The 23,683-nt window shown below is 60.8% G+C and carries 20 protein-coding genes and 1 other RNA gene; 13 read left to right on the forward strand and 8 right to left on the reverse strand.

From position 1 onward, the window contains the following. Window positions 1-207: 207 nt before the first annotated feature. From V3W40_RS09880 to ffs, 6 genes are all read left to right on the forward strand, one after another. Window positions 208-867, forward strand: a complete 660-nt coding sequence (locus V3W40_RS09880) for a GntR family transcriptional regulator (RefSeq protein WP_027603706.1) — start codon at window positions 208-210, stop codon at window positions 865-867. 2 nt (window positions 868-869) lie between these two features. Continuing rightward, window positions 870-4,358: a chromosome segregation protein SMC gene (smc, locus tag V3W40_RS09885; protein WP_065924760.1), complete on the forward strand. Its 3,489-nt coding sequence runs from the start codon at window positions 870-872 to the stop codon at window positions 4,356-4,358. Window positions 4,359-4,617: 259 nt separating this feature from the next. After that, window positions 4,618-5,481: a cell division protein ZipA gene (gene zipA / locus V3W40_RS09890; protein WP_065924759.1), complete on the forward strand. Its 864-nt coding sequence runs from the start codon at window positions 4,618-4,620 to the stop codon at window positions 5,479-5,481. An 86-nt stretch (window positions 5,482-5,567) separates the two neighbouring features. Continuing rightward, window positions 5,568-7,934: an NAD-dependent DNA ligase LigA gene (ligA, locus tag V3W40_RS09895; RefSeq protein ID WP_330214957.1), complete on the forward strand. Its 2,367-nt coding sequence runs from the start codon at window positions 5,568-5,570 to the stop codon at window positions 7,932-7,934. A 133-nt stretch (window positions 7,935-8,067) separates the two neighbouring features. Then, window positions 8,068-9,234 (forward strand): zinc-binding metallopeptidase family protein, encoded by a 1,167-nt coding sequence (locus V3W40_RS09900; protein ID WP_330214958.1) that lies wholly within the window; start codon window positions 8,068-8,070, stop codon window positions 9,232-9,234. A 156-nt stretch (window positions 9,235-9,390) separates the two neighbouring features. Continuing rightward, window positions 9,391-9,487: signal recognition particle sRNA small type (gene ffs / locus V3W40_RS09905), an RNA gene on the forward strand. A gap of 117 nt (window positions 9,488-9,604) precedes the next feature. Here ffs and V3W40_RS09910 read toward each other — a convergent pair. Together V3W40_RS09910 and V3W40_RS09915 are read right to left on the reverse strand one after the other, a co-directional pair. Further along, a complete protein-coding gene (locus V3W40_RS09910) occupies window positions 9,605-10,330 on the reverse strand; it encodes a retron system putative HNH endonuclease (protein WP_115488452.1) in 726 nt (241 codons plus the stop codon). Continuing rightward, window positions 10,327-11,703, reverse strand: coding sequence for an AAA family ATPase (locus V3W40_RS09915; RefSeq protein WP_330214959.1), 1,377 nt, complete (start codon window positions 11,701-11,703; stop codon window positions 10,327-10,329). Before V3W40_RS09915 ends, V3W40_RS09910 begins: the two co-directional genes overlap by 4 nt. A gap of 337 nt (window positions 11,704-12,040) precedes the next feature. Here V3W40_RS09915 and V3W40_RS09920 point away from each other — a divergent pair, with 337 nt between their 5' ends. Together V3W40_RS09920 and V3W40_RS09925 are read left to right on the forward strand one after the other, a co-directional pair. Beyond that, window positions 12,041-13,087: an N-acetylmuramidase family protein gene (locus tag V3W40_RS09920; protein ID WP_065940659.1), complete on the forward strand. Its 1,047-nt coding sequence runs from the start codon at window positions 12,041-12,043 to the stop codon at window positions 13,085-13,087. A 1-nt stretch (window position 13,088) separates the two neighbouring features. Next, a complete protein-coding gene (locus tag V3W40_RS09925; protein ID WP_330214960.1) occupies window positions 13,089-13,676 on the forward strand; it encodes a hypothetical protein in 588 nt (195 codons plus the stop codon). Between the two features lie 56 nt (window positions 13,677-13,732). Here the strand turns inward: V3W40_RS09925 and V3W40_RS09930 are convergent, their stop codons facing one another. Next, entirely contained in the window at window positions 13,733-14,635 is a 903-nt protein-coding gene (locus V3W40_RS09930) for a DUF2167 domain-containing protein (RefSeq protein WP_330214961.1), read from the reverse strand. Between the two features lie 61 nt (window positions 14,636-14,696). Beyond that, window positions 14,697-15,560, reverse strand: a complete 864-nt coding sequence (locus V3W40_RS09935) for a LysR family transcriptional regulator (RefSeq protein WP_315871602.1) — start codon at window positions 15,558-15,560, stop codon at window positions 14,697-14,699. A 102-nt stretch (window positions 15,561-15,662) separates the two neighbouring features. Here V3W40_RS09935 and V3W40_RS09940 point away from each other — a divergent pair, with 102 nt between their 5' ends. Continuing rightward, the gene (locus tag V3W40_RS09940) at window positions 15,663-16,622 is read left to right on the forward strand and encodes a DMT family transporter (RefSeq protein WP_330214962.1); all 960 of its coding nucleotides are present in this window, start codon (window positions 15,663-15,665) and stop codon (window positions 16,620-16,622) included. Here the strand turns inward: V3W40_RS09940 and V3W40_RS09945 are convergent. Both V3W40_RS09945 and V3W40_RS09950 read right to left on the reverse strand, forming a co-directional pair. Then, complete coding sequence (locus tag V3W40_RS09945) at window positions 16,536-16,907, reverse strand: VOC family protein (protein WP_065924751.1); 372 nt, start codon at window positions 16,905-16,907, stop codon at window positions 16,536-16,538. The genes V3W40_RS09940 and V3W40_RS09945 overlap by 87 nt on opposite strands. Before the next feature lie 54 nt (window positions 16,908-16,961). Further along, entirely contained in the window at window positions 16,962-17,723 is a 762-nt protein-coding gene (locus V3W40_RS09950; protein ID WP_330214963.1) for a substrate-binding periplasmic protein, read from the reverse strand. Window positions 17,724-17,856: 133 nt separating this feature from the next. Here V3W40_RS09950 and dnaX point away from each other — a divergent pair, with 133 nt between their 5' ends. The 4 genes from dnaX to recR all read left to right on the forward strand — a co-directional run bounded on the left by dnaX (window position 17,857) and on the right by recR (window position 22,127). Continuing rightward, on the forward strand, window positions 17,857-19,905 hold the full coding sequence (gene dnaX / locus V3W40_RS09955) for a DNA polymerase III subunit gamma/tau (RefSeq protein ID WP_330214964.1): 2,049 nt from the start codon (window positions 17,857-17,859) through the stop codon (window positions 19,903-19,905). 43 nt (window positions 19,906-19,948) lie between these two features. Beyond that, the gene (locus tag V3W40_RS09960) at window positions 19,949-20,287 is read left to right on the forward strand and encodes a YbaB/EbfC family nucleoid-associated protein (protein ID WP_003193199.1); all 339 of its coding nucleotides are present in this window, start codon (window positions 19,949-19,951) and stop codon (window positions 20,285-20,287) included. Window positions 20,288-20,423: 136 nt separating this feature from the next. After that, entirely contained in the window at window positions 20,424-21,458 is a 1,035-nt protein-coding gene (locus V3W40_RS09965; RefSeq protein WP_065924748.1) for an NADP-dependent oxidoreductase, read from the forward strand. 66 nt (window positions 21,459-21,524) lie between these two features. Continuing rightward, window positions 21,525-22,127: a recombination mediator RecR gene (gene recR, locus V3W40_RS09970; RefSeq protein ID WP_137212089.1), complete on the forward strand. Its 603-nt coding sequence runs from the start codon at window positions 21,525-21,527 to the stop codon at window positions 22,125-22,127. A 78-nt stretch (window positions 22,128-22,205) separates the two neighbouring features. Here the strand turns inward: recR and V3W40_RS09975 are convergent, their stop codons facing one another. Continuing rightward, window positions 22,206-22,754, reverse strand: a complete 549-nt coding sequence (locus V3W40_RS09975) for an adenine phosphoribosyltransferase (RefSeq protein ID WP_027603721.1) — start codon at window positions 22,752-22,754, stop codon at window positions 22,206-22,208. Window positions 22,755-22,833: 79 nt separating this feature from the next. After that, window positions 22,834-23,568 carry a fumarate/nitrate reduction transcriptional regulator Fnr gene (fnr, locus tag V3W40_RS09980; protein WP_065924746.1) on the reverse strand — a complete coding sequence of 245 codons (735 nt, stop codon included), beginning with the start codon at window positions 23,566-23,568 and terminating at the stop codon, window positions 22,834-22,836. Window positions 23,569-23,683: the final 115 nt, after the last annotated feature.

Genomic DNA, 23,683 nt, shown 5'->3' on the forward strand with positions numbered 1-23,683 from the left:
ATGATTTTCTGACTGGAAGGTCAGGAAATTGCGATCGCAACACTTTCAATTATGGTTCAGTCTTCTGAAACCGGCGTTTTTGGGGGCGTGTGGGTGTTCAGCTTTGCTTATTTCATGCCAAATTCGCCACGGTGGGCGTAGCGCCATCAGCGGGCCAATGCGCTACACTGCCGCGCTTGTACCGATAGACGATTTTGAAGGGAAAACATGACGTTCAAGGCGCCGGACAGTCTCGCCGAGCAAATCGCTCACCACCTCGCCGAACGTATCATTCGCGGCGATCTCAAGCCTGGGGAGCGGATCCAGGAACAGAAAGTCACGCTGGCGCTGAATGTCAGCCGTGGCTCCGTGCGTGAAGCTTTACTGATCCTCGAACGCCGCCACCTGATCGCGATCCTGCCGCGCCGTGGCGCCCACGTGACCGAGCTCACGGCGCACAAGGTGCAGAGCCTGTGCACGCTGATGAGCGAGTTGTATATCCTGCTTGGCAATGCGGTCGCCCAGGGCTGGCAGACCCAGGCCGACATGGCGCCGTTCGTCCAGATCCAGCAGCGCCTGGTGAGCAATTTCGAGCGCCAGGACATCCGCGCCTTTGTCGAAGAATGCTTCAATGTGATGCGCGCCGCGTACCCCTTTGCCAACAACCCGTATTTGCAGGAAACCGTCGAAAACCTGCAGCCGGCGATGAACCGTGCCTATTACCTGGCCCTGGATCAGCGCAAGGCGTCCATGAGCGAGTACCTGGCGCTGTTCGAGCAACTGCTCGCCGCCGTACTCGCCCGTGACCTGGAGCAGATCCGCCAGGTGCTGTCGGCCTACTGCCAGCGCAGTAGCTCGCTGGTCATCGCTGCGTTGGCGGACGCCTAAACGTGCGGCTCAAGTGCATCAAACTGGCGGGGTTCAAATCCTTCGTCGACCCGACCACGGTGAACTTCCCCAGTAACATGGCGGCAGTGGTCGGGCCCAATGGCTGCGGCAAGTCGAACATCATCGACGCCGTACGCTGGGTGATGGGCGAGAGCTCGGCAAAAAACCTGCGTGGCGAGTCGATGACCGACGTCATCTTCAACGGCTCCACCAGCCGCAAGCCGGTGAGCCAGGCCAGCATCGAACTGGTGTTCGACAACTCCGACGGCACCCTGGTCGGCGAATACGCGGCCTATGCGGAAATCTCCATCCGCCGCAAGGTCACGCGCGACAGCCAGAACAGTTACTTCCTCAACGGCACCAAGTGCCGACGCCGGGACATTACCGACATCTTCCTCGGTACCGGCCTGGGCCCGCGCAGCTATTCGATCATCGAACAGGGCATGATCTCCAAGCTGATCGAAGCCAAGCCCGAAGACCTGCGCAACTTTATCGAGGAGGCGGCCGGCATCTCCAAGTACAAGGAGCGCCGCCGCGAGACTGAAAACCGTATCCGCCGCACCCATGAAAACCTCGCCCGCCTCACCGACCTGCGCGAAGAGCTGGAGCGCCAGTTGGAGCGCCTGCACCGCCAGGCCCAGGCGGCCGAGAAGTATCAGGAATACAAGGGCGAAGAGCGCCAGCTCAAGGCGCAACTGTCGGCCCTGCGCTGGCAGGCGTTGAACGATCAGGTGGGCCAGCGCGAAGCGATCATCGGCACCCAGGAAATCAGCTTTGAAGCGCTGGTGGCCGAACAGCGCAATGCCGACGCCGCCATCGAGCGCCTGCGCGACGGGCACCATGACCTGTCCGAGCGCTTCAATCTGGTGCAGGGCCGTTTCTATTCGGTGGGCGGTGATATTGCCCGGGTCGAGCAAAGCATCCAGCACGGCCAGCAGCGCCTGCGTCAGTTGCAGGATGATCTGAAGGAAGCCGAACGCGCGCGCCTGGAGACCGAATCGCACCTGGGCCACGACCGCACCTTGCTGCTGACGTTGGGCGAAGAGCTGGACATGCTCACCCCCGAGCAGGAAATCACCAACGCCGCCGCCGAAGAGGCCGCCGCTGCGCTGGAAGAATCCGAAACCACCATGCACGGCTGGCAGGAGCAGTGGGACGCCTTCAACCTGCAATCCGCCGAACCGCGGCGCCAGGCCGAGGTGCAGCAGTCGCGCATCCAGCAACTGGAAACCAGCATGGAGCGCCTGGCCGAGCGCCAGCGTCGCCTGCAGGAAGAGCGCGTGCTGCTTGCCGCTGACCCGGAAGACGCGGCGATCATGGAGCTCAGCGAGCAACTGGCCGAAAGCGAAATGACGCTGGAGGAGCTGGAAGCCAGCGAAGAACAACAAGTGGAGCGCCTGGAGCAATTGCGTCAGCAACTGCAACAGGCGACCCAGGCCCAGCAGCAGGCCCAGGGCGATTTGCAGCGGCTCAATGGCCGGCTGGCGTCCCTTGAAGCCTTGCAGCAAGCGGCGTTGGACCCAGGCACCGGCACCGCCGAATGGCTGCGTGATCAGCACCTGGCCGAGCGTCCGCGCTTGGCCGAAGGCTTGAAAGTTGAAGCCGGTTGGGAGCTGGCCGTAGAGACCGTTTTAGGCGCCGACCTGCAAGCCGTGCTGGTGGATGATTTCGGCGGCTTCGACCTGGCCGGTTTTGCCCAGGGTGATCTGCGTCTGCTCAGCCCCGCCGCTGATGGCACGCGAGTGCCGGGCAGCCTGCTGGATAAGGTCGAGGCGGCGATTGACCTGTCGCCGTGGCTGGGCCAGGTCAGGCCGGTGGATTCCCTGGAGCAGGCCCTGGCCCGGCGTGGTCAACTGGCTGGCGGCGAAAGCCTGATCAGCCGCGACGGTTACTGGGTCGGCCGCCACTTCCTGCGGGTGCGCCGTGCCAGTGAAGCGGAGAGCGGCGTTCTGGCCCGTGGCCAGGAAATCGTCAACCTGATCGCCGAGCGTGAAGAGCGCGAAGCTACCTTGGAAAGCCTCGAAACCGAACTGCAAACCCTGCGCGCCACCCAGCGCCAGCAAGAGACCGGCCGCGAACATCTGCGGCGCCTGTTGCAGGACGAAGCGCGCCAGCAAGGCGAATTGAAAGCGCAGCTCTCCGCGAGCAAAGCCAAGGCCGAGCAACTGACCCTGCGCCGTACCCGTCTCGATGAGGAAGTGGCCGAGATGGGCGAGCAGCGCGCCCTGGAACACGAGCAGATCGGCGAAGCGCGCCTGCAATTGCAGGAAGCCCTCGACAGCATGGCCCTGGACACCGAGCAGCGCGAATTGCTGCTGGCCCAGCGTGACAGCCTGCGCGAGCGCCTTGATCGTGTGCGCCAGGAAGCCCGCCAGCACAAGGACCACGCCCATCAGTTGGCCGTGCGCCTGGGTTCGCTCAAGGCCCAGCACAATTCCACAGCCCAGGCCCTTGAGCGCCTGGAGATGCAGTCCGAACGCCTGACCGAAAAACGCGAGCAACTGAGCCTCAACCTGGAGGAGGGCGAAGCGCCGCTGGAAGAGCTGCGCCTCAAGCTTGAAGAGTTGCTCGACAAGCGCATGACCGTCGACGAAGAACTCAAGACCGCACAGATCGCCCTGGAAGACGCCGACCGCGAATTGCGCGACGCAGAAAAACGCCGGACCCAGGCCGAGCAGCAATCCCAGCTGATTCGCGGCCAGCTCGAGCAACAGCGCATGGAATGGCAAGCCCTGACCGTGCGCCGCAAGGCCCTGCAAGACCAATTGCTCGAAGACGGCTACGACTTGCACGGTGTGCTCAATACCTTGACCGCCCAGGCCAGCGAGAAAGAAGCCGAGGAAGAACTTGAACGGATTGCCGCACGTATCCAGCGACTGGGCGCGATCAACCTCGCGGCCATCGATGAATACCAGCAGCAGTCCGAGCGCAAACGTTATCTGGATGCCCAGGACGCCGACCTGGTGGAAGCCCTGGACACCCTGGAAAACGTAATCCGCAAGATCGACAAGGAAACCCGTAATCGCTTCAAAGATACCTTTGATCAGATTAATGGCGGTTTACAGGCGTTATTCCCGAAAGTTTTCGGTGGTGGCAGCGCTTACTTGGAACTGACGGGCGAAGATCTACTCGATACAGGGGTAACGATCATGGCGCGGCCTCCGGGCAAGAAGAACAGCACCATCCATTTGTTGTCCGGCGGCGAAAAAGCCCTGACCGCATTGGCCCTGGTGTTTGCCATCTTCAAGTTGAACCCGGCGCCGTTCTGCATGCTCGATGAAGTTGATGCACCATTGGATGACGCTAACGTTGGACGCTATGCGCGACTGGTCAAGGAGATGTCCCAGACGGTGCAGTTCATCTATATCACCCACAACAAGATCGCCATGGAAATGGCTGATCAGTTGATGGGGGTGACAATGCATGAACCGGGTTGTTCACGTTTGGTCGCGGTGGATGTCGAAGAAGCGATGGCGATGGTGGAATCCTGAGCTGCGCCATGAGAGAAAGTTTTCCGCGCGATGTCAGGTGATTTACCGGCCGAGTGAAAGTGGCAAATGGACATATTTGTTCAAGGCATTTTGACAGACGGTGTAAAGTTATCTTTGGTCGTGCTAGTTTAATGTCAATTTTTCGTATGCGTGGGCAAAACGTCAGTCAGAACATAGAGTTGGCGCCACGTTTTAAAGCGGTTTGCACGGTGCTAAACCCCTTATTTTTCAGCATTTTTTATTAGAGGCACGGGATTACATGGAAATCGGTCTGCGCGAGTGGCTGATCGTCATCGGCATCATTGTCATTGCCGGTATTCTTTTTGATGGCTGGCGCCGCATGCGCGGTGGCAAGGGCAAGCTCAAATTCCGTCTGGACCGCAACCTGTCCAACTTGCCCGACGACGACGGCAGCGCCGAGCTGCTGGGGCCGCCCCGTGTGCTGGATACCCATAAGGAACCGCAACTGGACGAGCATGATTTGCCGTCGATGAGCGCGCCGCTGCGTGAAGCCCGCGAGCCGTCCTCCAAGCGTGGCAAACGCGCCAGTGCAGCCGCTGCCGAACCGCATCAGGGTGACCTGAACCTCGATGTCGATGAAGGCCCGAGCTTCAGCAGCCGTGATGACGATTTCCCGGATGAAAACGCCGGCAAGAATGCGCCGCGCCAATCGGTCAACGATCAGCCTGCCGCTGAAGAAGTGCTGGTGATCAGCGTGATCTGCCGCGACGCCGCCGGCTTCAAGGGCCCGGCCCTGTTGCAGAACATCCTCGAAAGCGGCCTGCGCTTTGGCGAAATGGATATTTTCCACCGCCACGAAAGCATGGCCGGCAACGGCGAAGTGCTGTTCTCCATGGCCAACGCGGTCAAGCCAGGCACTTTCGACCTGGACGACATCGACCTGTTCAGCACCCCTGCGGTGAGCTTCTTCCTCGGTCTGCCGGGCCCGCGTCACCCGAAACAAGCGTTCGACGTGATGGTGGCCGCTGCCCGCAAGCTGTCCCAGGAACTCAACGGCGAGCTCAAGGATGACCAACGCAGCGTCCTGACCGCCCAGACCATCGAACACTACCGTCAGCGCATCGTCGAGTTCGAGCGTCGCGCCCTGACACAGAAACGCTGAGGATTGGTTTCCAGCGTTGTCATTAGAATAAGCGCACCAACATTTGAGCAGCTTCGGCTGCTCTTTTGCTTTATGAGAGAACACCCATGACCGCCGCCCACACCCGCATCCTCGAACTGCGCGCTGAACTGGATCAGCACAACTACCGTTACCACGTCCTCGACGAACCGAGCATTCCGGACGCCGAGTACGACCGGCTGTTCCACGAGCTCAAGGCCCTGGAGGCCGAGCATCCGGACCTGGTGACGCGGGATTCGCCGACGCAGCGGGTCGGCAGTGCGGCGTTGTCAGCCTTTACCCAGGTACGCCATGAGATCCCGATGCTCAGCCTGGGCAACGCGTTTGATGAAACCACCATGCTCGAGTTCGATCGCCGGGTCACCGAGGGTCTTGACCTGCCGGTGGGCGACCTGTTTGGCGGTGGCGCAGCGGTGGAATACAGTTGCGAGCCGAAGCTGGATGGCCTCGCGGTCAGCCTGCTTTATCAGGATGGCGAGTTGGTACGCGGCGCCACCCGAGGTGACGGCACCACTGGCGAGGACATCAGCGTCAACGTGCGTACCGTGCGCAATATCCCCTTGAAACTGCATGGCAGCGGCTGGCCGGCGACCCTGGAAGTGCGCGGCGAAGTGTTCATGTCCAAGGCCGGTTTCGAGCGGCTCAACGCCTCGCAACTGGAACTCGGCGGCAAGACCTTCGCCAACCCGCGTAATGCGGCGGCGGGCAGCTTGCGTCAGCTGGATTCGAAGATCACCGCCAGTCGTCCGCTGGAGTTCTGCTGCTACGGCATCGGCCAGGTGACCGGGGATATCAGCGACACCCATATCGGTAACTTGAAGCAACTGCAGAAGTGGGGCATGCCCATCAGCCATGAGCTGAAACTGGCCAAGGGCATCCAGGAGTGCTTGGACTATTACCGCGATATCGGCGAGCGACGTAACAGCCTGCCCTATGAAATCGACGGCGTGGTGTTCAAGGTCAACAGCATCGCCTCCCAGCGTGAACTGGGCTTTCGCGCCCGCGAACCGCGCTGGGCCATCGCGCACAAATTCCCGGCCATGGAAGAACTCACCGAGTTGCTCGACGTGGAGTTCCAGGTCGGCCGCACCGGCGCCGTGACGCCGGTGGCGCGCTTGAAACCGGTCAAGGTCGCGGGCGTCACCGTGTCCAACGCCACCCTGCACAACATGGATGAAGTCGCGCGCCTGGGCTTGATGATCGGCGATACCGTGATTATCCGCCGTGCCGGGGATGTGATCCCGCAGGTCGTCTCCGTGGTCACCGAGCGCCGCCCGGAACACGCCCGTGCGGTGCAGATTCCCGAAAGCTGCCCGGTGTGCGGTTCCCATGTGGAGCGCACGCAACTGGTCAAGCGCAGCAAGGGCAAGGAAACCGTCAGCGAAGGCGCGGTGTACCGCTGCGTCGGGCGCCTGGCCTGTGGTGCCCAGCTCAAGCAGGCGATTATCCATTTCGTCTCGCGCCGGGCCATGGACATCGACGGGCTCGGTGACAAAACCATCGAGCAACTGGTGGATGAAAAACTCATCGGTTCGCCGGCCGACCTCTACAAACTCAAGTACGAGCAGATCATCGACCTGGAAGGCTTTGCCGATATCTCCAGCAAGAAACTGATCACTGCCATCGAAAACAGCAAGACCCCGACCCTGGCGCGCTTTATCTACGCACTGGGCATTCCCGACGTGGGCGAAGAGACGGCCAAGGTGCTGGCGCGCTCCCTGGCGTCCCTTGAGCGTGTGCAGAAGGCCTTGCCGGAAGTGTTGACGTACCTGCCGGATGTGGGCCTGGAAGTGGCCCATGAGATCCACAGCTTCTTCGAAGACAGCCACAACCAGGAAGTGATCGGCGCGTTGCTGTCGCCTGATGAATGCGGCCTGCAATTGCAGGATCAGGGTGAGCTGAGCGCCGAGTTCGCCGCCAGTACCACCTTGGGCGGCTTCCTCGACAAGCTGCACGTACCCTCCGTCGGCCCCGGCGCCGCGCAGAAACTTGCGGACAAGTTCGGCAGCCTGGAAGGTGTGATCAAGGCGGACTGGCTCGATATGCGCCAGGCGCTGCCGGAGAAGCAGGCCAAGGCTGTGCGCGACTTCTTTGATAACCCGGACAACGCCAGCCGCGCCGTGGCGATTGAGCAGCAGCTCAAGGACTTCGGCATGCACTGGCAGAGCGAGAAGAAGGTGGTCGAAGGCCTGCCCGAGGCAGGGCATACCTGGGTGCTCACCGGCTCCCTGGAACTGATGAGCCGCGACGTGGCCAAGGACAAGCTCGAAAGCCTCGGCGCCAAGGTGGCCGGTTCCGTGTCGGCCAAGACCCACTGTGTCGTGGCGGGCCCAGGTGCCGGTTCAAAACTGGCCAAGGCCAGCGAACTGGGGTTGAAGGTGCTGGACGAAGAGGCCTTTGTCGCGTTCCTTGCCAAACACAACATTTCGGTCTGACGCCGCGCCGGGGGGGAGCGGGCTTGTCGAATCGTCGCACCGCCCGCGCCGGGCTGCGAAGCAGCCCCTGAAGAAAGTGGAACGATCCTGAGTCCTAAATGATCTAGTCTCAGTCACCCAGGGAGAGATGGTCATGTTCCACTACTTCGAGCAACTCAGTTCGCGCATCGCCGCACCGTTCATGGCTGAAACCTCACGCAGCAGCAAGGTGTGGCAGTGTCGGTGCGGGCAAGCGCTGTTCTTTCGCAACAGCCAATGCCTGGCTTGCCAGGCGCTGCTGGGCTATCAGCCGCAGCAAAGCCGCTTGTCCTCCCTGCAGCCCGGGCCTGTGGAAGGCACCTGGCTACAAGACGACAACCTCGACGCCGGCGCTTTTCGCCGTTGTGCCAACCTCGAGACGGCGGCGGCCTGTAACTGGTTGATTCCCGCCCACAGCACTGCGCCGCTGTGTGTGGCGTGCAGCCTCAACCGCACCATCCCCGACCTGTCGATCCCGGAGAACCCCGAGCGCTGGCGCAAGGTGGAGACCGCCAAGCGTCGGCTGGTGGCACAGTTGATCAGCCTGGGCCTGCAAGTGGTGCCCAAGAGCGTCGACGAGGACAGCGGCCTGGCTTTCGACTTCGTCGGCATCGACCTGGAAGGCAACGCGCCCATGACCGGGCATGCCAACGGCCTGATCACCCTCGACATCAAGGAAGCCGACGACGCCCACCGCGAAAAAATCCGCGTGCAGATGCGCGAACCCTACCGCACCTTGCTGGGCCATTTTCGCCATGAGGTCGGCCACTATTACTGGGATCGCCTGATCGCCAACAGCCACTGGCTGGAGCCTTTTCGCAGCCTGTTCGGCGACGAACGCGCCAGTTATGCCGACGCGCTCGATCAGCACTACCAGAACGGCCCACGCCCCGACTGGCAGCAGACCTGCGTCAGTGCCTACGCCACCATGCACCCCTGGGAAGACTGGGCCGAAACCTGGGCCCACTACCTGCACATGATGGACGCTGTCGACACCGCCCTGGGCTTTGGCATGAGCGCCCGTGAGATGGACCTGGATTACCAGCCATTCCCCCTCACCACCCTCTATGACCCCGAACATCCCGGCGGCGTGGCATTCCTGTCCTTCGTCAACGCCTGGATCGAACTGGCCGGCATGCTCAATGAGCTGTCCCGCGCCATGGGCCAGCCGGACTTCTACCCGTTCGTGCTGCCACCGGCGGTGATTGCCAAGCTGCACTTCATCCACCTGGTGATCCAGGAAGAGGGTGGCCGGGCGGACGAGGTGTTGCAGGCACAATGATCAGCCAATGTGGGAGGGGGATGGTGGGGAAGCTGATGGCCATGGCAAGTGCTTGAACCCCATCATATTTTTAATCCGCCACCAATGGTTGTAACTTCCGATGAGATCGGTACAATGGCCCCGCTTGCCGAGAGGCCAGCGTCGTTATGGTGACCCCATCGGTCCCCCCGCAACGATTACCCGTGAACCTGGTCAGAGCCGGAAGGCAGCAGCCACAGCGGGAACATTGTGTGCCGGGGTGTGGCTGGTGGGGTTGCCTCCATAACGCTCTTCCCGTAATACCTCTTTTGCTTCAAATCAAAAAATATTTACTCAGTCATCTGCCAAGTTCGTTGCGCAGAGCATGACGGCTGTTTCACAACTTTCTGGTTCATCCCTGATAGGAGGCATCCTCCCGCAGCACTTCCTCGGCAATTGGACCAAAAAAGTGTCGTGTGACGCTGAAGAACGGGCTTAGTTTTTTTTCCAGAGGCACGAGATCAATACCTGCAAGGCAGTGAAGGCTCATGTCCTGCTCAATATGGTCATCGAAAAGTGCTGCTAACTCGTCCCACCATTGCTGGCGCAATTCCTGAAGAAACGAACTATTCAAATTGAGTAAATCAATCGTATAAAAGGCTCGATCTTCGTCTTGTACGGATAACCCGTCAGCAGGAACTATCCGACCATCGGAAAGGTAGGAGAAAAAACGGCTGCAATCAGGTTGATGGCAGGATACAAAGCGCTGTATATCAACGGCATCCGACTTTCCAAGGGCGTGCCCGCCAAATACTTCTGACGCCCGGCCTTTGAAGGTGTGTAGATCTGTGTCGCTGTCCAGTGCAGAGGCGGCGAGGTTGTTGTAGTCAAATGTGCGTTGCGGATTTTGGCCTTTGTTTTCGACGTGTTCTATGTGCAGTCCCAGGCCTAGCCGGTCGGGGCGAATCTCACTGTAGCAACACAGGCCATATTGCTCTTCCAGCAAGTAACCAAGCACCTGTTGTTTATACCCAAACACTGACCACCGACTGTCTGCAGCCTTGGCCGTTTCGGGTGGGTTTTCATGTGACTTGTTCAGTTGATAAGGGCCTTGGCCGCGTTTTTTAACGGCCCTCATCGTTTAAGGGCTCTTTGTCGTTTGATGTTGCGTTGAAGGCGCTGAAGTTGAGGGTGTTGGTCACCCAGTGCGGCAGAAAGCTGCGCCATCAACTCAATGGCTGGCTGCTCGTCGTAGCGCCCCTTGTCTACCCATTCGGTGAGTTGCAATAAATCAGGTTTTTCAATGACCGGAGGCTGTGGATCAACCTGCATGACGCTGTGTAGAACACTGCTGCTCGGCTCACCATAGGTCATCGCCAAGGGGGGTGAAGCAATCAAGTTACCGTTTACATCCTTGCCAATGACGCGGATGTTTTCGCGCCGCACGGTGCTCAGAACTTGTGGACTGTGCGTGGTGACAATGAACTGCATCGCCGGAAAAGCTACTCGCAAAGATCCCAGGATAGTTTGTTGCCAATGTGGGTGAAGAAACATATCCACCTCGTCGATTAATGCTACACCTGGCGTTTGCTGAGGAGCCTGATCTCCCAGGTGTGGGTTGAGCTTACAGGCTCGAAAGGCTAAATCGGCAACCATTGCAATGGCGTTGCGCAGTCCGTCGCTGAGCATGTCTACAGGCAATATGCCTTGTTCTGGATGATGCATGATCAGTTGCTGTTGATGGCTCTCACTGTATTCCAGGCTGTGCCAGCCTGTTGCGGCCTGTATCAAGCGATCAATGGCGTCTTTGACGGACTTGATCACCTGTCCGAAGCGAACACCTAGATCGGACAGATCTGCATTGCGTTCAAGCGCGATAACCTGGGCTTCCCGATAGCTGCGATAAATCCAGCCATACCAGGCAGTAAACGTCTTGAAACTCGAGGAATAGGAAAGGCAGTTCAGATAGCCTGATGTTCTGGAGTATTCACTTTTGTCGAGCGTGGTTTGGGCGGCTGCCGAAGTGAAACGGCCCTCGAACCAAAGTCGGGAAGTCCCCAGGTAACTCACCAGAGGCAACACGACAGTCTTATCGTCACGAACTTTTTCCTGGAGCGATTTGCTGTATCCCGTCAGTGCTTTGGAGCCCAAGTCACCAAGGGTATTGGTCGACTTCTTCAAACTCGTGCGCTGTTGTAACCAGTTGCTCTCAACTTCGCCGGGCGCCCAGCGCCCCCACGCTTCGATAACGCTGGCAATCTGAGGCTCCATGTTACCGCTGGAAAGGTGGGCCAGACGCACGTCGTCGATTTGAATGGTCGCGGACTTTCCGGTCTGGCTGCCGAGGTCAAAGCCTTTGACAAATGGCCATAGGGCAACGCGTGCAGCATCCAGAATGGTGGTCTTGCCACCTCCATTGGATGCAATCAGCACGGTCAGATGAGGATCGAAGTCGATCTCGAGCTCTCCAAAGCAGCGGTAATTCTGCACGCGCAGTTTGTCGAGCCTCACAGTCGTTTCTCCGATTCAATTATCTGGCCACCCACAGGGTGTAGCCCCCTGCATTGCGGGGTGTTACAGCATACCAAAGGGCAATGATAAAAACGCTAAGCAAACCTGGGTGGGTAGGCGGAATGCGGCCGGATGTCTCTGGGAAAGCGTTCAGGGACAGCGTGAACGGTCGGTCGTTGTTTATTGTTCGATAGCTATCTCACAACTTTCATACGTCCTGCTTTACAACCCCAAACCGCCTTGTTAGTTTCCGCCGGCCACTTGTTTCAGAATATGACATTGGCGCCGACTTGATATTGAAGTGCCATCACTTCTTTAACTAACAAGGATGTCTGTGATGAAAAGCCTGCAAGGGTTACCCCGTCTTATCAGTGCCTCGGTAGGTGCGCCGGGTAAAGCCCGCAACTTGCCCGCCGATGTGCAGTGCATCCAGTATTTATTCAATCTGATCATTCCCAAGATGGGTTTCCCGCTGGCCGAAAACGGCAAGTGCGATGGCCAGTTGGTACAGTGCATCAGCCAATACCAGTTTCGCCACCTCAAGTATGCCCATCCCGATGGCGTGGTCGACCCCACCGGTCGCACGTTCAATAGCCTGATCGAAGAAGCGGTGAAGGTACCGGTGAAGGCCTTCCCGACGATGCGCATCCCGAGTTTTCTCAATGCATTCGGCAACAATCAGGGCGATGCGGTGCAGGCCACGGTCAATGTGTACCTGGACCGCATGCGCGCGATGATCGAGGCCGAGCGACGTAACCGGCAGTTGATGCTCCAGGCCACGTGCGACGGGGGTATGACCCTCAGCGAAACGGACTTTCAGAATGCCGCCACGCAGTTGGGCAGCGGTATTTCGGTGAATATCATCAAGGCCTTCGCCACCGTGGAATCAGGTGGGCGTTCCGGGTTCGGGCCGGCCAAGTTGCCGGTGATCGCGTTTGAAGGGCACTTGTTTCGCAAGTACACCAAGCACATCTACGACCAGGCGCACCCGCTGCTGTCCTACCCCTACAAGAAAAAGGCCGGGCCGCAGTGGCAGGCCAATAACAAGGACCAGATCAAGGCTTGGGAAACCATGGCCACCGCGTTTGCCCTGGATCAGGAAGCGGCACTCATGTCGGCGTCGTGGGGCATGTTCCAGATCATGGGCTTCAACTACGCGTCGTGCGGTTACAAGACGGTGTTTGAGTTCGCCGCAGCATTAAAGGTAAATGCCGGCAACCAACTAAAAGCCTTCCTCGGTTTTTGCAGCAAGAGCCCTGCATTGATGAAGGCCATGAAAGCCAAGGATTTTACCGGCATGGCACGTAACTATAACGGCGAGGACTACGGCAACTACGACGTCCTTATGCAAAAAGCCTACGAAAAACTTGAAGGGAAAAAATAGGATGATCCGTTTTCTAGCGATAGGTGTGTTGTCGTTGTGCGCCGTGGGCCTTGCCTTGGCCGGTCCGGCCGCGTTGCATTCGGGCAAGTACGAAGGGCTGATGCTGGCGGTGACGCCGGAGCATCAGGTCGAAGGGTTCTATTCGGAAGCCATGGGCGAGGGCGTCACCCGCCGTTGCGCGTTTTACCTGCAAGGCAAGCCTGAGGCGCTCACCACGTGGCTTGACGAGGCGCACCCCGGCAGCCTGGCGCCTTCGTCCGATGGCGTGACCCTCACGGTGGAAGAGGGCCGCCAGCACCCCGGCTGCCTGAATGTGCTGATGCCGGAGATTGCCACCGGCCTGGACCTGACCCAGACCGCCAGCAAACAATGGATCGGCCTGGTGACGGTATCCGCCGACAAGGCTTACCTGCTGAAAACCCCAGGCGCCAAGGCCGCCAAGCGTCCGTATATCGTCAAGCGCGATGTGGTCGGTGTGCTGGCCTTCAAGGACGGTTGGGCCCAGGTCGAGTTCATCAATGCCGACGACCGCTCGTTCAGCGGCTGGATCAGCCAGGATCAATACAGTCGACTGGTCGCGCCCAACTGAGTCATCCCAATCGCCGCAGTGTGCCGGGCACGCTGCGGCGTTTTTGTGCCTGGGGTTCAGGCCTTGTTGCGGTTGAACAGCTTGCGAATCACTGCGAGCAGCGCCACTACGCCGATCACCAGGAACTTCTTCGCAGCCAGCAGGAAGATACCGATCTTGGCAAATAGCCCGGCCTTGGCGGCGATCCCACCGGCAACCAACGCGGCGAGGCCGTAAGTGGCAAGCTTGTCGGTTTTCGGGTTGAAGTCGGTATAGAGGTTACCGTCGGTGAAGTTGGTAAAAGCCAGGACCTTGGGCAGTTCCTGCTGGATGGTGGCCAGGTCGGCCATGGCGGCGACGGCATTGAGTTCCAGCACCCCTTCACGGCCCAACACGCGGATGCTGTAGTTGAGGGTGGTCTGGTCGGCGTCGTCGGCCTTCAGTTCGCGGGCCCAGTACATCTTGTGGGTGGTGTCGTCGTAGTGTGGCGGCTCGGCCCAGCCCAGCAGATGCAGGCCGGCGTAGCCTTGTTTCTGGCGCTCCTGGTTCTCTGCTTCATCTTCTTCCTGCATCTGCTTGAGCAGGTCGGCGTAGTCGATTTTTGCCGCATCTTCGTCGGAAATATGCCCATCAGCCTTGTAGCTCACGATCACGCCCCAGCCGCGTTCCGACAATGGGCTGACGGCTTTGGGCACGATCATGCCCAGGGTCTTGAAGCCCGGCGGGTTGCCCCAGCCATCGGTCAGCAAGCGCTCGGTATCGGCGGGGTCGAGGTAGTAGAACTCGTCGGTGAGCTTGAGGGTGGCGATGCCGCTGGGCAGGGTGACCGTGCCGGTCTTTTGCTTGAGTGACGCCAGAAAGTGCTCGGCTGTTTCGGCGGGGGCACTGGCTTCAACGGGGGCAGGCGAGGCAGCAGCAACGGCAGGTGCGGCAGGCAGGCTCAGAGCAGCCGCCGCCAACAACAGGCGGAAGTAATTCATGGTAGTCCCTTACATTTTGAATTAATTTCGCTGGAGGATAACCGAAACAACATGTTGCGAGTTAGCCAAAAGTCTCCCGCAACAGCTCGGCAAACGCATCCCGGGCCAGATGCCGCTGGGTGTCCTTGTGCCAGAACAACAGGTTATCCACGGCCGCCAGCTCTTCAAATCGATAGGACGCCAGCTGGTTGGCCTGCTCATAGCGGGCCAGGATGCCCTCTGGCGCCAACGCTACGCCAATCCCCGCGCTGACGCAGCCGATGATCGTGCCCCAGCTGGCATAACTGGCGATGATCGGCTTGAAGTCATGGGGCTTGACCCAGTTTTCCAGGGCGGCGCGATACGGGCAACCGGGTGGCCATACCAGCAGGGTGCGGCCGGCGAGGTCCTCGGCGCCACTGATGGGGGCGCTGGACGCGCTGGCGATCAGCACCAGGCGCTCGCTGTAGACCACGCTGTGTTCGAGCTTGGTGCGTTTGTTGCCGGCGGCCACCAGCGCCACATCCAGGCGGTGGTGTTGCAGGTCGTCGAGCAACGGGCCCCAGGCGCCGGTCACCAGTTCCAGGCTGACATCGGGGTAGCGCCGGTGATACTCCGCCAGCAGGGGCGGCAAACGCCCGCTGGCGCTGGACTCCACCGCGCCGATACGCAAGGTGCCACGGGGAATGGCATTGGCGTCCACGGCGCGTTTGGACTCATCCACCAGCGCCAGGATGCGCTCGCAGTAATCCAGGAAAATCTCACCGGCGGCACTGATGGCCAGTCCACGCCCGGCCCGGATGAACAGCGGTGTGCCCAGCTCGCCTTCCAGCTGCTTGATGCGCGTGGTGATGTTGGACGGCACGCAATGCAGCAGCACGGCCGCCTGGGCCACGCTGCCGGTTTGCGCCACGGCTCGCACCATTTTCAGTTGGGCCAGTTCCATTGCTCAGTTCCAGTGATTGCAGAAGTCAGAAACGGTTAATTGTCCTGCGCCTTACTCGGGCCAAGACTGACGGCACTCCTTCCCAGTTTCTGGACGCCGTCGATGAATAGCCCTTCACCCGTAAAGCTTACGCTAGTCATCGCCAGCGTCATCCTGTGTTGGGCCTATTCGCCGATTGGCGTGCACATGGGGCTGCACAGCTACAGTCCGGGCCAATTGGCGTTGTTAAGGTTTTTGATTGCCTCGCTGTTCATGGGCGGTGTGGCACTGGTGATGGGCATCGGTCGGCCGCGCCTGCGGGATGTTCCGTGGTTGTTGGTGCTGGGGTTCTTCGGCGTGTTCCTGCATCACACCAGCCTCAACTATGGGCAGCAATGGGTAACGGCAGCGGCGTCCAGCGTCCTGGCGCAGTCGGCGCCGTTGTTCAGTGTGCTGATCGCGTTTTTCTGCCTGAAGGAGCGGGTCAGTGCCTGGCGCTGGGGCTGCGTCTTGCTGGGGCTGCTCGGCGTGCTGGTGGTGATCTGGGGGGATCAGGGGCTGGGTGAGATCGACCCGCGTGGCTTGTTGATCCTGCTGGCGGCGGTGTCGTGGAGCGTGTATTTCGCCCTGCAGAAGCACTATGCCCACCGCTACAGTCCGCTGACCATGGCGTGCTACATGGTGTGGGCGGGCACCCTGATGCTGTGTGTGAACCTGCCGGGCCTGCCGGCTGCAGTGGTGCAGGCGCCGTTGGCGGAGAACGTGGCGGTGCTGGTGCTCGGCATTTTCCCCAGCGCCTTGGCGTATCTGGCCTGGGGGTATGTGTTGAAGCATGTGGAGGTCAGTCGCGCGTCGGTGGCGATGTACCTGATCCCGCCGGTGGCAATGGTGATGGCCGCGACGTTGCTGGGCGAACACATTGCCGTGCAGGTGATGCTGGGCGCTGTGATCGTGCTGGCCAGCGTGGCGGCCATCAGCCTGGAGGGGCGCTGGCGGTCAGTCGTTCAGGCAAAACGCGCGCAAGCGGTGGCCGTCGAGGTCCTGGGCGACGAAGGTGTAGCCGAAGTCCATGGGCGTCGGTGACTGGACAATGATGGCGCCCTGTTCTGCCCATTGGTCGTGCAACGCGTCCACGGCGGCCGTGTCGGGCAGCGAGAAGCCCACTTCACCGCCACCGCCTGTGAACCGGGCTGCCGGCTCGACAGTATGACGCGACCACAGCCCGAGCTTTACGCCGTTGTCCAGAATGAACAGGGCAAAGGTCGGGTTCAATTCGACCGGCGGCTTGCCCAGCAGGCGGCTATAGAAATTGGCACTGGTGGCCGGGCTGTCGACGTACAGCAGGAAGTAATGGGCGAGGGTGTTCATGTGGGCTCCTTGAGAACGGGCGTGGTGTGGCGCCGAGTCTATAAGGAGTGCCTGTCAGTTTTTGTCAGGAGCGTGCAGGGAGACCGGGTCTTCGCCAGTGTATAGCTTGATGATGTCGTCGATTTCGCCGGACATTTTCATCCGCAGCAAGGTGCGCAGGATCTTTTGGGCCGGTACGTCGGGATCGTTGCGCACGATGCAGCCGAGGTTTTGCTCCTCAATCAGCGCAACTTTGTGCAAGCGCTGGCTGATCGGCATTTTCTGGTTGAAACGGTCGACGATCCATTCATTGCTCACCGCGTAGTTGAATCGCCCCGCCACCAGCTTGTGCAGCACCTGTTCTTCGCTGCGGGCGTCGTCGCGGGTGAGTTGGCCGCTGGCAAACAGTGGGTCGAGGGCGCCATAGCGATAGTTGAGCACCGTGCCGATCGGCTGGGGTGTCAGCTTGAGCACCTGCACCGGCTGGTTGCGCACACTGACCAGCACATTGCGCTGCACCATTAAAGGCAAGCTCCAGATGTAGTCGCCGGACAGGTTGTCGACCCACGCGTGGGTGACATAACAGCGCACATCAATATCCCCGTGCACCATGGCCGTGGCGATACGGGCGCGGGCCAGCACGTGGAATTCCGCCGGCTGGCCGACCTGGGTGGCCAGGCTCAGCATCAAATCATACAAAATCCCCTGTGTAGGCCGGCCGTTCTCGACCTGCACCATGGGCATCGCCCAACTGTCGGAAACCGAGAAACGCAGCGGTGCAGGCGCCGCCAGGCAAGCCGTGGTCATCATCCATAAAGCGCCCAGGACTACGCGCATACACTCTCCGGGTTCAGGCCTTTTCGGGGCCAGTCAGCAGAGCTTAGTCAGATTAGGCGAGCGTGCCGGATGCAATTTCCCCCTTGCTCCGCTAGCATTACCCGCTTCCGCTTCCCAGTTGCGACGGTTTTCGATGAGTTATCAGGTTCTTGCACGTAAATGGCGTCCGCGCTCGTTCCGCGAAATGGTCGGCCAGACCCATGTGCTCAAGGCTCTGATCAATGCCTTGGACAGCCAGCGGCTGCACCACGCCTACCTGTTCACCGGTACCCGGGGAGTGGGCAAGACCACCATTGCGCGCATCATCGCCAAATGCCTGAACTGTGAAACCGGTATCACCTCGACGCCCTGCGGCACCTGCTCGGTGTGCCGCGAGATCGACGAAGGGCGTTTCGTCGACCTGATCGAGATCGACGCCGCGAGCCGCACCAAGGTCGAAGACACCCGCGAGCTGCTCGACAATGTGCAGTACGCGCCCAGCCGTGGCCGCTTCAAGGTCTACCTGATCGACGAAGTGCACATGCTTTCCAGCCATTCCTTCAACGCCTTGTTGAAAACCCTGGAAGAGCCGCCGCCCTACGTCAAATTCATCCTGGCCACCACCGACCCGCAGAAACTGCCTGCAACGATCTTGTCGCGGTGCCTGCAGTTCTCCCTGAAGAACATGACCCCCGAGCGCGTGGTGGAGCATTTGACCCACGTGCTGGGCGTCGAGAACGTACCGTTCGAAGACGACGCACTGTGGCTGCTGGGCCGCGCCGCCGATGGCTCGATGCGCGATGCCATGAGCCTCACCGACCAGGCCATTGCCTTTGGTGAAGGCAAGGTCATGGCTGCCGATGTGCGCGCCATGCTCGGCACCCTGGACCACGGCCAGGTGTTCGACGTGCTGCATGCGCTGATCGAGGGCGATGCCAAGGCGTTGCTCGAAGCCGTGCGCCACCTGTCGGAGCAAGGCCCGGACTGGAACGGCGTGCTCTCGGAAATCCTCAATGTGCTGCACCGTGTCGCCATCGCCCAGGCGTTGCCGGAAGGTGTCGACAACGGCCATGGCGACCGCGACCGCGTGTTGGCCCTGGCCCAGGCGTTGCCAGCCGAAGACGTGCAGTTCTACTACCAGATGGGCCTGATCGGTCGTCGCGACCTGCCTTTGGCGCCCGACCCGCGCGGAGGCTTCGAGATGGTCCTGCTGCGGATGCTGGCCTTCCGGCCTGCCGATTCGGCGGACGCACCGAGACAGCCGCTAAAGCCAGTGGGGATCAGCCAGGCCACAGTTGATTCCGCCAAACCAGTGGCTGGCGCGGCGGTGGTCGCGCCAGTGGTTGCTGCCCCTGTTGCGCCGGCGCCTGAGCCGGCACCGGTAGTGGCGGCAGCGGTGGTTGAGCCGGAACCGGTTGTCGAGCCCGAGCCTGTCGTCGACCTGCCCTGGAATGACCCGGTAGACGCTGAGGTCGAGGTCGAACAGCAGCCCTATGTCGAGCCGGTACTGGAAACCGCTGGCGAGCAGCCTGAGCTGACGCCGATGCCTGCGCCGACGCCGGACAGCGTGGTACCGGCCGCCCCCGAGTGGGTGTCGGCCCCGGTTCCCGAGCCGACCGTGGCCCAAGTCGAAGCCGCAACCCCCGGCATCGACCTCGACGACGAACCGCCGCTGGACGAAGATTACATCGAGCCGGACATGGATTCGGCCTACAGCTACCTGGACGACCTGGCCAGCGAGCACACCGCCGAGCCGGCCCCGGAACACGAGGCGGAGCCTGCTGCGGCACCGGCCACCGGCCTGGCCCTGCAATGGCTGGAGCTGTTCCCGAAACTGCCGATTTCCGGCATGACCGGCAGCATCGCCGCCAACTGCACCCTGATCGCCATCGACGGCGACCACTGGCTGTTGCACCTGGACCCGGCCCACAGCGCCCTGTTCAACGCGACCCAGCAGCGGCGCCTCAATGACGCCCTGAACCAGTACCATGGGCGCACGCTGACCATCGCCATCGAGTTGATCAAGCCCGAGCAGGAAACCCCGGCCCAGGCCGCGACCCGCCGGCGTATCAACCGCCAGCGCGAGGCGGAGGACTCGATCCACGACGATCCGCTCATCCAGCAAATGATGCAGCAGTTCGGTGCGGTCGTTCGCCAAGATACAATTGAACCTGTCGAAGCCCCGGTGCCCCAGGCGTCCTGACACCGGGCTATTCATTGATCCACGTACTTTTGAGGTGATTCCCATGATGAAAGGTGGCATGGCCGGCCTGATGAAGCAGGCGCAGCAGATGCAGGAAAAGATGGCCAAGATGCAGGAAGAGCTGGCCAACGCCGAAGTCACCGGTAAAGCCGGTGGCGATATGGTCAGTGTGGTGATGACCGGTCGTCACGACATCAAGCGCGTGAGCATCGACCCAAGCGTATTGCCAGGCGTGGGCGAAGATGACCTGGAAATGCTCGAGGCGCTGTTCGCCGCGGCCGTCAACGACGCCGTGCGCAAGATCGAAGCCAACAGCCAGGACAAAATGTCCGGCGTGACCGCCGGCATGCAACTGCCACCGGGCATGAAGCTGCCGTTCTGATCGCCAGGCTTTAGCTAGACTCCAATGCCAGGCCTCGTGCCTGGCATTTTTGTTTGTGTGCGCCAATCCAATCGAACCCTGGCGCGGCACCCATGGTCTGCACCCTATACCGATAGATTCGATCAAGGAGCCCTTCATGCCTCACGAACCGACTTTGAACCAGCGCATTGTCCTGGTCTCACGCCCTCAAGGCGCACCCACGCCGGAAAACTTCCGCCTGGAACGGGTGACCTTGCCGGAATTGGCAGACGGCCAGGTCCTGCTGAAGACGCTCTACCTCTCCCTCGACCCTTATATGCGCGGGCGCATGAGCGACGCACCGTCCTACGCCGCGCCGGTGGAAATCGACGAGGTGATGACCGGCGGGGCTGTCAGCCGTGTCGAGCAATCGCGTAATCCGAAATTCGAGGTGGGTGATCTGGTCGTCGGCGCAACCGGTTGGCAGAGCCACAGCATTTCCGACGGCCGCAACCTGATCCCGGTGCCCAATGGCCTGGCCAGCCCGTCCATGGCCCTGGGGGTACTGGGCATGCCGGGCATGACCGCCTACATGGGCCTGATGGACATCGGCCAGCCGAAAGCCGGAGAAACCCTGGTGGTGGCGGCTGCCTCCGGCGCGGTGGGTTCGGTGGTCGGCCAGGTGGCCAAGCTCAAGGGCCTGCGTGTGGTCGGGATTGCGGGCGGTGCCGAGAAGTGCCGCTACGTGGTGGACGAATTGGGTTTTGATGCCTGCATCGACCACAAAAGCGCAACGTTTGCCGACGACTTGGCCCAGGCCTGCTTCAAGGGCGTGGACATTTATTTCGAAAACGTCGGTGGCAAGGTGTTCGACGCCGTGCTGCCGTTGCTCAACCCCAAGGCGCGCATCCCCCTGTGCGGGCTGATCGCCGGCTATAACGCCCATGAAGCGCCCAGCGGGCCTGACCGCTTGCCGGCGCTGCAACGCACGTTGTTGACCAAGCGTGTACGGATCCAGGGCTTTATCGTGTTTGACGACTACGGTGACCGCCAGCCGGAGTTCCTCAGCGCCATGGCGCCGTGGGTACGCGACGGCAAGATCAAGTTCCGCGAAGACGTGGTCGAGGGCCTGGAGCAGGCGCCCGAAGCCTTTATCGGTTTGCTGGAAGGGCGCAACTTCGGCAAGTTGGTGGTACGGGTCGCGCAGGATTGAGCATTTGACGCTAATCCGAGGCGCGGGTATAAACCGCGTCTCGTTGTTTTGTCGGACCACTCGCCCATGAGCTTCAGCCCCCTGATTCGCCAACTGATCGACGCCCTGCGCACGTTGCCGGGTGTCGGTCAGAAAACCGCCCAACGCATGGCGCTGCAACTGTTGGAGCGTGATCGCAGCGGCGGTACCCGGCTGGCCCAGGCCTTGAGCCAGGCCATGATCGGGGTGGGTCACTGCCGCCAGTGTCGGACCCTCACCGAAGAAGAACTCTGCCCGCAATGCGCCGACCCGCGCCGCGACGACACGCTGCTGTGCGTGGTGGAAGGGCCGATGGATGTGTACGCGGTGGAGCAGACTGGTTATCGCGGGCGCTACTTCGTGCTCAAGGGCCACCTCTCGCCGCTCGATGGGCTGGGGCCGGAGGCCATCGGCATTCCGCAGTTGGTGGCGCGTATCGAGGCGCAGGGCACCTTTACCGAGGTGATCCTAGCCACCAACCCGACCGTGGAAGGTGAAGCCACCGCGCATTACATCGCCCAACTGCTGAGCAACAAAGGCCTGGTCACTTCGCGAATCGCCCATGGCGTGCCGCTGGGGGGCGAGTTGGAGTTGGTGGACGGCGGCACGTTGGCGCATTCGTTCGCCGGTCGTAAACCGATCGCGCTCTAACGATCAGCGCAGGATCAAATGTGGGAGGGGCAGTGCGGCGAATCCACTTGCCCCTGATAGCGTCAGTCCGCGCAACCGTTACCGCTCGGTGAGGGCAAAGCGGGTCAGGCAAAACGTCGGGATACCCATGTCTTCCAGGCGTTGCGAGCCGCCGAGTTCCGGCAGGTCAATGATCGCCGCCGCTTCAAAGATCTTCGCCCCCATGCGTCGCACCAGGTTGGCCGCCGCGATCAAGGTACCGCCCGTGGCGATCAGGTCATCGAACATCAGCACCGAATCACCTTCGCACAGGCTGTCGGCATGCACTTCGAGGAAGGCCTCGCCGTATTCGGTCTGGTAACCCTCGGACAGCACGTCAGCCGGCAGCTTGCCCTGCTTGCGGAACAGGATCAGCGGCTTGTTCAGTTGGTAGGCGATGATCGAGCCGATCAGGAAGCCGCGCGCATCCATCGCGCCGATATGGCTGAAATCGGCCTCGACATAGCGATGGGCAAAGGTGTCTGCCACCAGGCGCAGGGCCTTGGGCGATTGGAACAGCGGTGTGATGTCACGAAAGATCACCCCAGGCTTGGGGAAGTCGATGACGGGGCGGATCAGGGATTTGATGTCGAACGAATCGAAAGTCATCGTCGAAGAGTCCTGGGCGGAAAACGGACTCGAAGTATACCTGCGGCCTCACCGATTGGCGCGGCCGCAAGCGTCTGCATCAGCCTTCCAAGGAACCACCGGCGAGTGCGCACAGCTGGATCGGGTCGAGGATGTGCACTTCCTTGCCTTCGGCGGCCAGCAGTTCGCTCTGCTGGAAGCGGGTAAACACACGGGATACGGTTTCCACTGCCAGGCCCAGGTAATTGCCGATTTCGTTGCGCGACATGCTCAGGCGGAACTGGTTGGCCGAGAAACCACGGGCACGGAACCGCGCCGACAGGTTGACCAGGAAGGTGGCGATGCGCTCGTCGGCGGTTTTCTTCGACAACAGCAGCATCATCTGCTGGTCGTCACGAATCTCGCGGCTCATCACGCGCATCAACTGACGGCGCAGTTGTGGCAATTGCAGGGCCAGTTCGTCCAGGCGCTCGAAGGGGATTTCGCACACCGACGTGGTTTCCAGGGCCTGGGCCGACACCGGGTGAATCTCGGTGTCCATGCCCGATAACCCGACCAGCTCGCTGGGCAGGTGGAAACCGGTGATCTGCTCTTCGCCGCTGTCGCTCAGGCTGAAGGTCTTCAGCGCACCCGAACGTACTGCATAGACGGAATCGAACTTGTCCCCCTGGCGAAACAGAAACTCGCCTTTCTTCAGCGGGCGACCGCGTTTAACGATTTCGTCCAACGCTTCCATGTCTTCCAGATTCAGCGAAAGTGGCAGGCAGAGGGGAGCCAGGCTGCAATCCTTGCAGTGAGCCTGGCTGTGAGCGCGCAGTTTGACTGGCTCGGACATTTCTTAAATCCTTGTGGGAAAACACACATAATACGTAAGGGTACCGCACTGGTGGGCAGTGAAGCCAGCCTGTACAAAAAACAAGCAACGGTATAAAGCTTTTTGTACCGATGCC

The sequence above is a fragment of the Pseudomonas sp. AM8 genome (assembly GCF_036346475.1).
GTDB classification, from domain to species: domain Bacteria; phylum Pseudomonadota; class Gammaproteobacteria; order Pseudomonadales; family Pseudomonadaceae; genus Aquipseudomonas; species Aquipseudomonas marginalis.

Coding starts and splice junctions, on each gene's coding strand:
- V3W40_RS09880 (WP_027603706.1), top strand. CDS start 208: ATGACGTTCAAGGCGCCGGACAGTCTCGCCGAGCAAATCGCTCACCAC.
- zipA (WP_065924759.1), top strand. CDS start 4,618: ATGGAAATCGGTCTGCGCGAGTGGCTGATCGTCATCGGCATCATTGTC.
- ligA (WP_330214957.1), top strand. CDS start 5,568: ATGACCGCCGCCCACACCCGCATCCTCGAACTGCGCGCTGAACTGGAT.
- V3W40_RS09900 (WP_330214958.1), top strand. CDS start 8,068: ATGTTCCACTACTTCGAGCAACTCAGTTCGCGCATCGCCGCACCGTTC.
- V3W40_RS09910 (WP_115488452.1), bottom strand. CDS start 10,330: ATGAGGGCCGTTAAAAAACGCGGCCAAGGCCCTTATCAACTGAACAAG.
- V3W40_RS09920 (WP_065940659.1), top strand. CDS start 12,041: ATGAAAAGCCTGCAAGGGTTACCCCGTCTTATCAGTGCCTCGGTAGGT.
- V3W40_RS09925 (WP_330214960.1), top strand. CDS start 13,089: ATGATCCGTTTTCTAGCGATAGGTGTGTTGTCGTTGTGCGCCGTGGGC.
- V3W40_RS09930 (WP_330214961.1), bottom strand. CDS start 14,635: ATGAATTACTTCCGCCTGTTGTTGGCGGCGGCTGCTCTGAGCCTGCCT.
- V3W40_RS09935 (WP_315871602.1), bottom strand. CDS start 15,560: ATGGAACTGGCCCAACTGAAAATGGTGCGAGCCGTGGCGCAAACCGGC.
- V3W40_RS09940 (WP_330214962.1), top strand. CDS start 15,663: ATGAATAGCCCTTCACCCGTAAAGCTTACGCTAGTCATCGCCAGCGTC.
- V3W40_RS09945 (WP_065924751.1), bottom strand. CDS start 16,907: ATGAACACCCTCGCCCATTACTTCCTGCTGTACGTCGACAGCCCGGCC.
- V3W40_RS09950 (WP_330214963.1), bottom strand. CDS start 17,723: ATGCGCGTAGTCCTGGGCGCTTTATGGATGATGACCACGGCTTGCCTG.
- dnaX (WP_330214964.1), top strand. CDS start 17,857: ATGAGTTATCAGGTTCTTGCACGTAAATGGCGTCCGCGCTCGTTCCGC.
- V3W40_RS09960 (WP_003193199.1), top strand. CDS start 19,949: ATGATGAAAGGTGGCATGGCCGGCCTGATGAAGCAGGCGCAGCAGATG.
- V3W40_RS09965 (WP_065924748.1), top strand. CDS start 20,424: ATGCCTCACGAACCGACTTTGAACCAGCGCATTGTCCTGGTCTCACGC.
- recR (WP_137212089.1), top strand. CDS start 21,525: ATGAGCTTCAGCCCCCTGATTCGCCAACTGATCGACGCCCTGCGCACG.
- V3W40_RS09975 (WP_027603721.1), bottom strand. CDS start 22,754: ATGACTTTCGATTCGTTCGACATCAAATCCCTGATCCGCCCCGTCATC.
- fnr (WP_065924746.1), bottom strand. CDS start 23,568: ATGTCCGAGCCAGTCAAACTGCGCGCTCACAGCCAGGCTCACTGCAAG.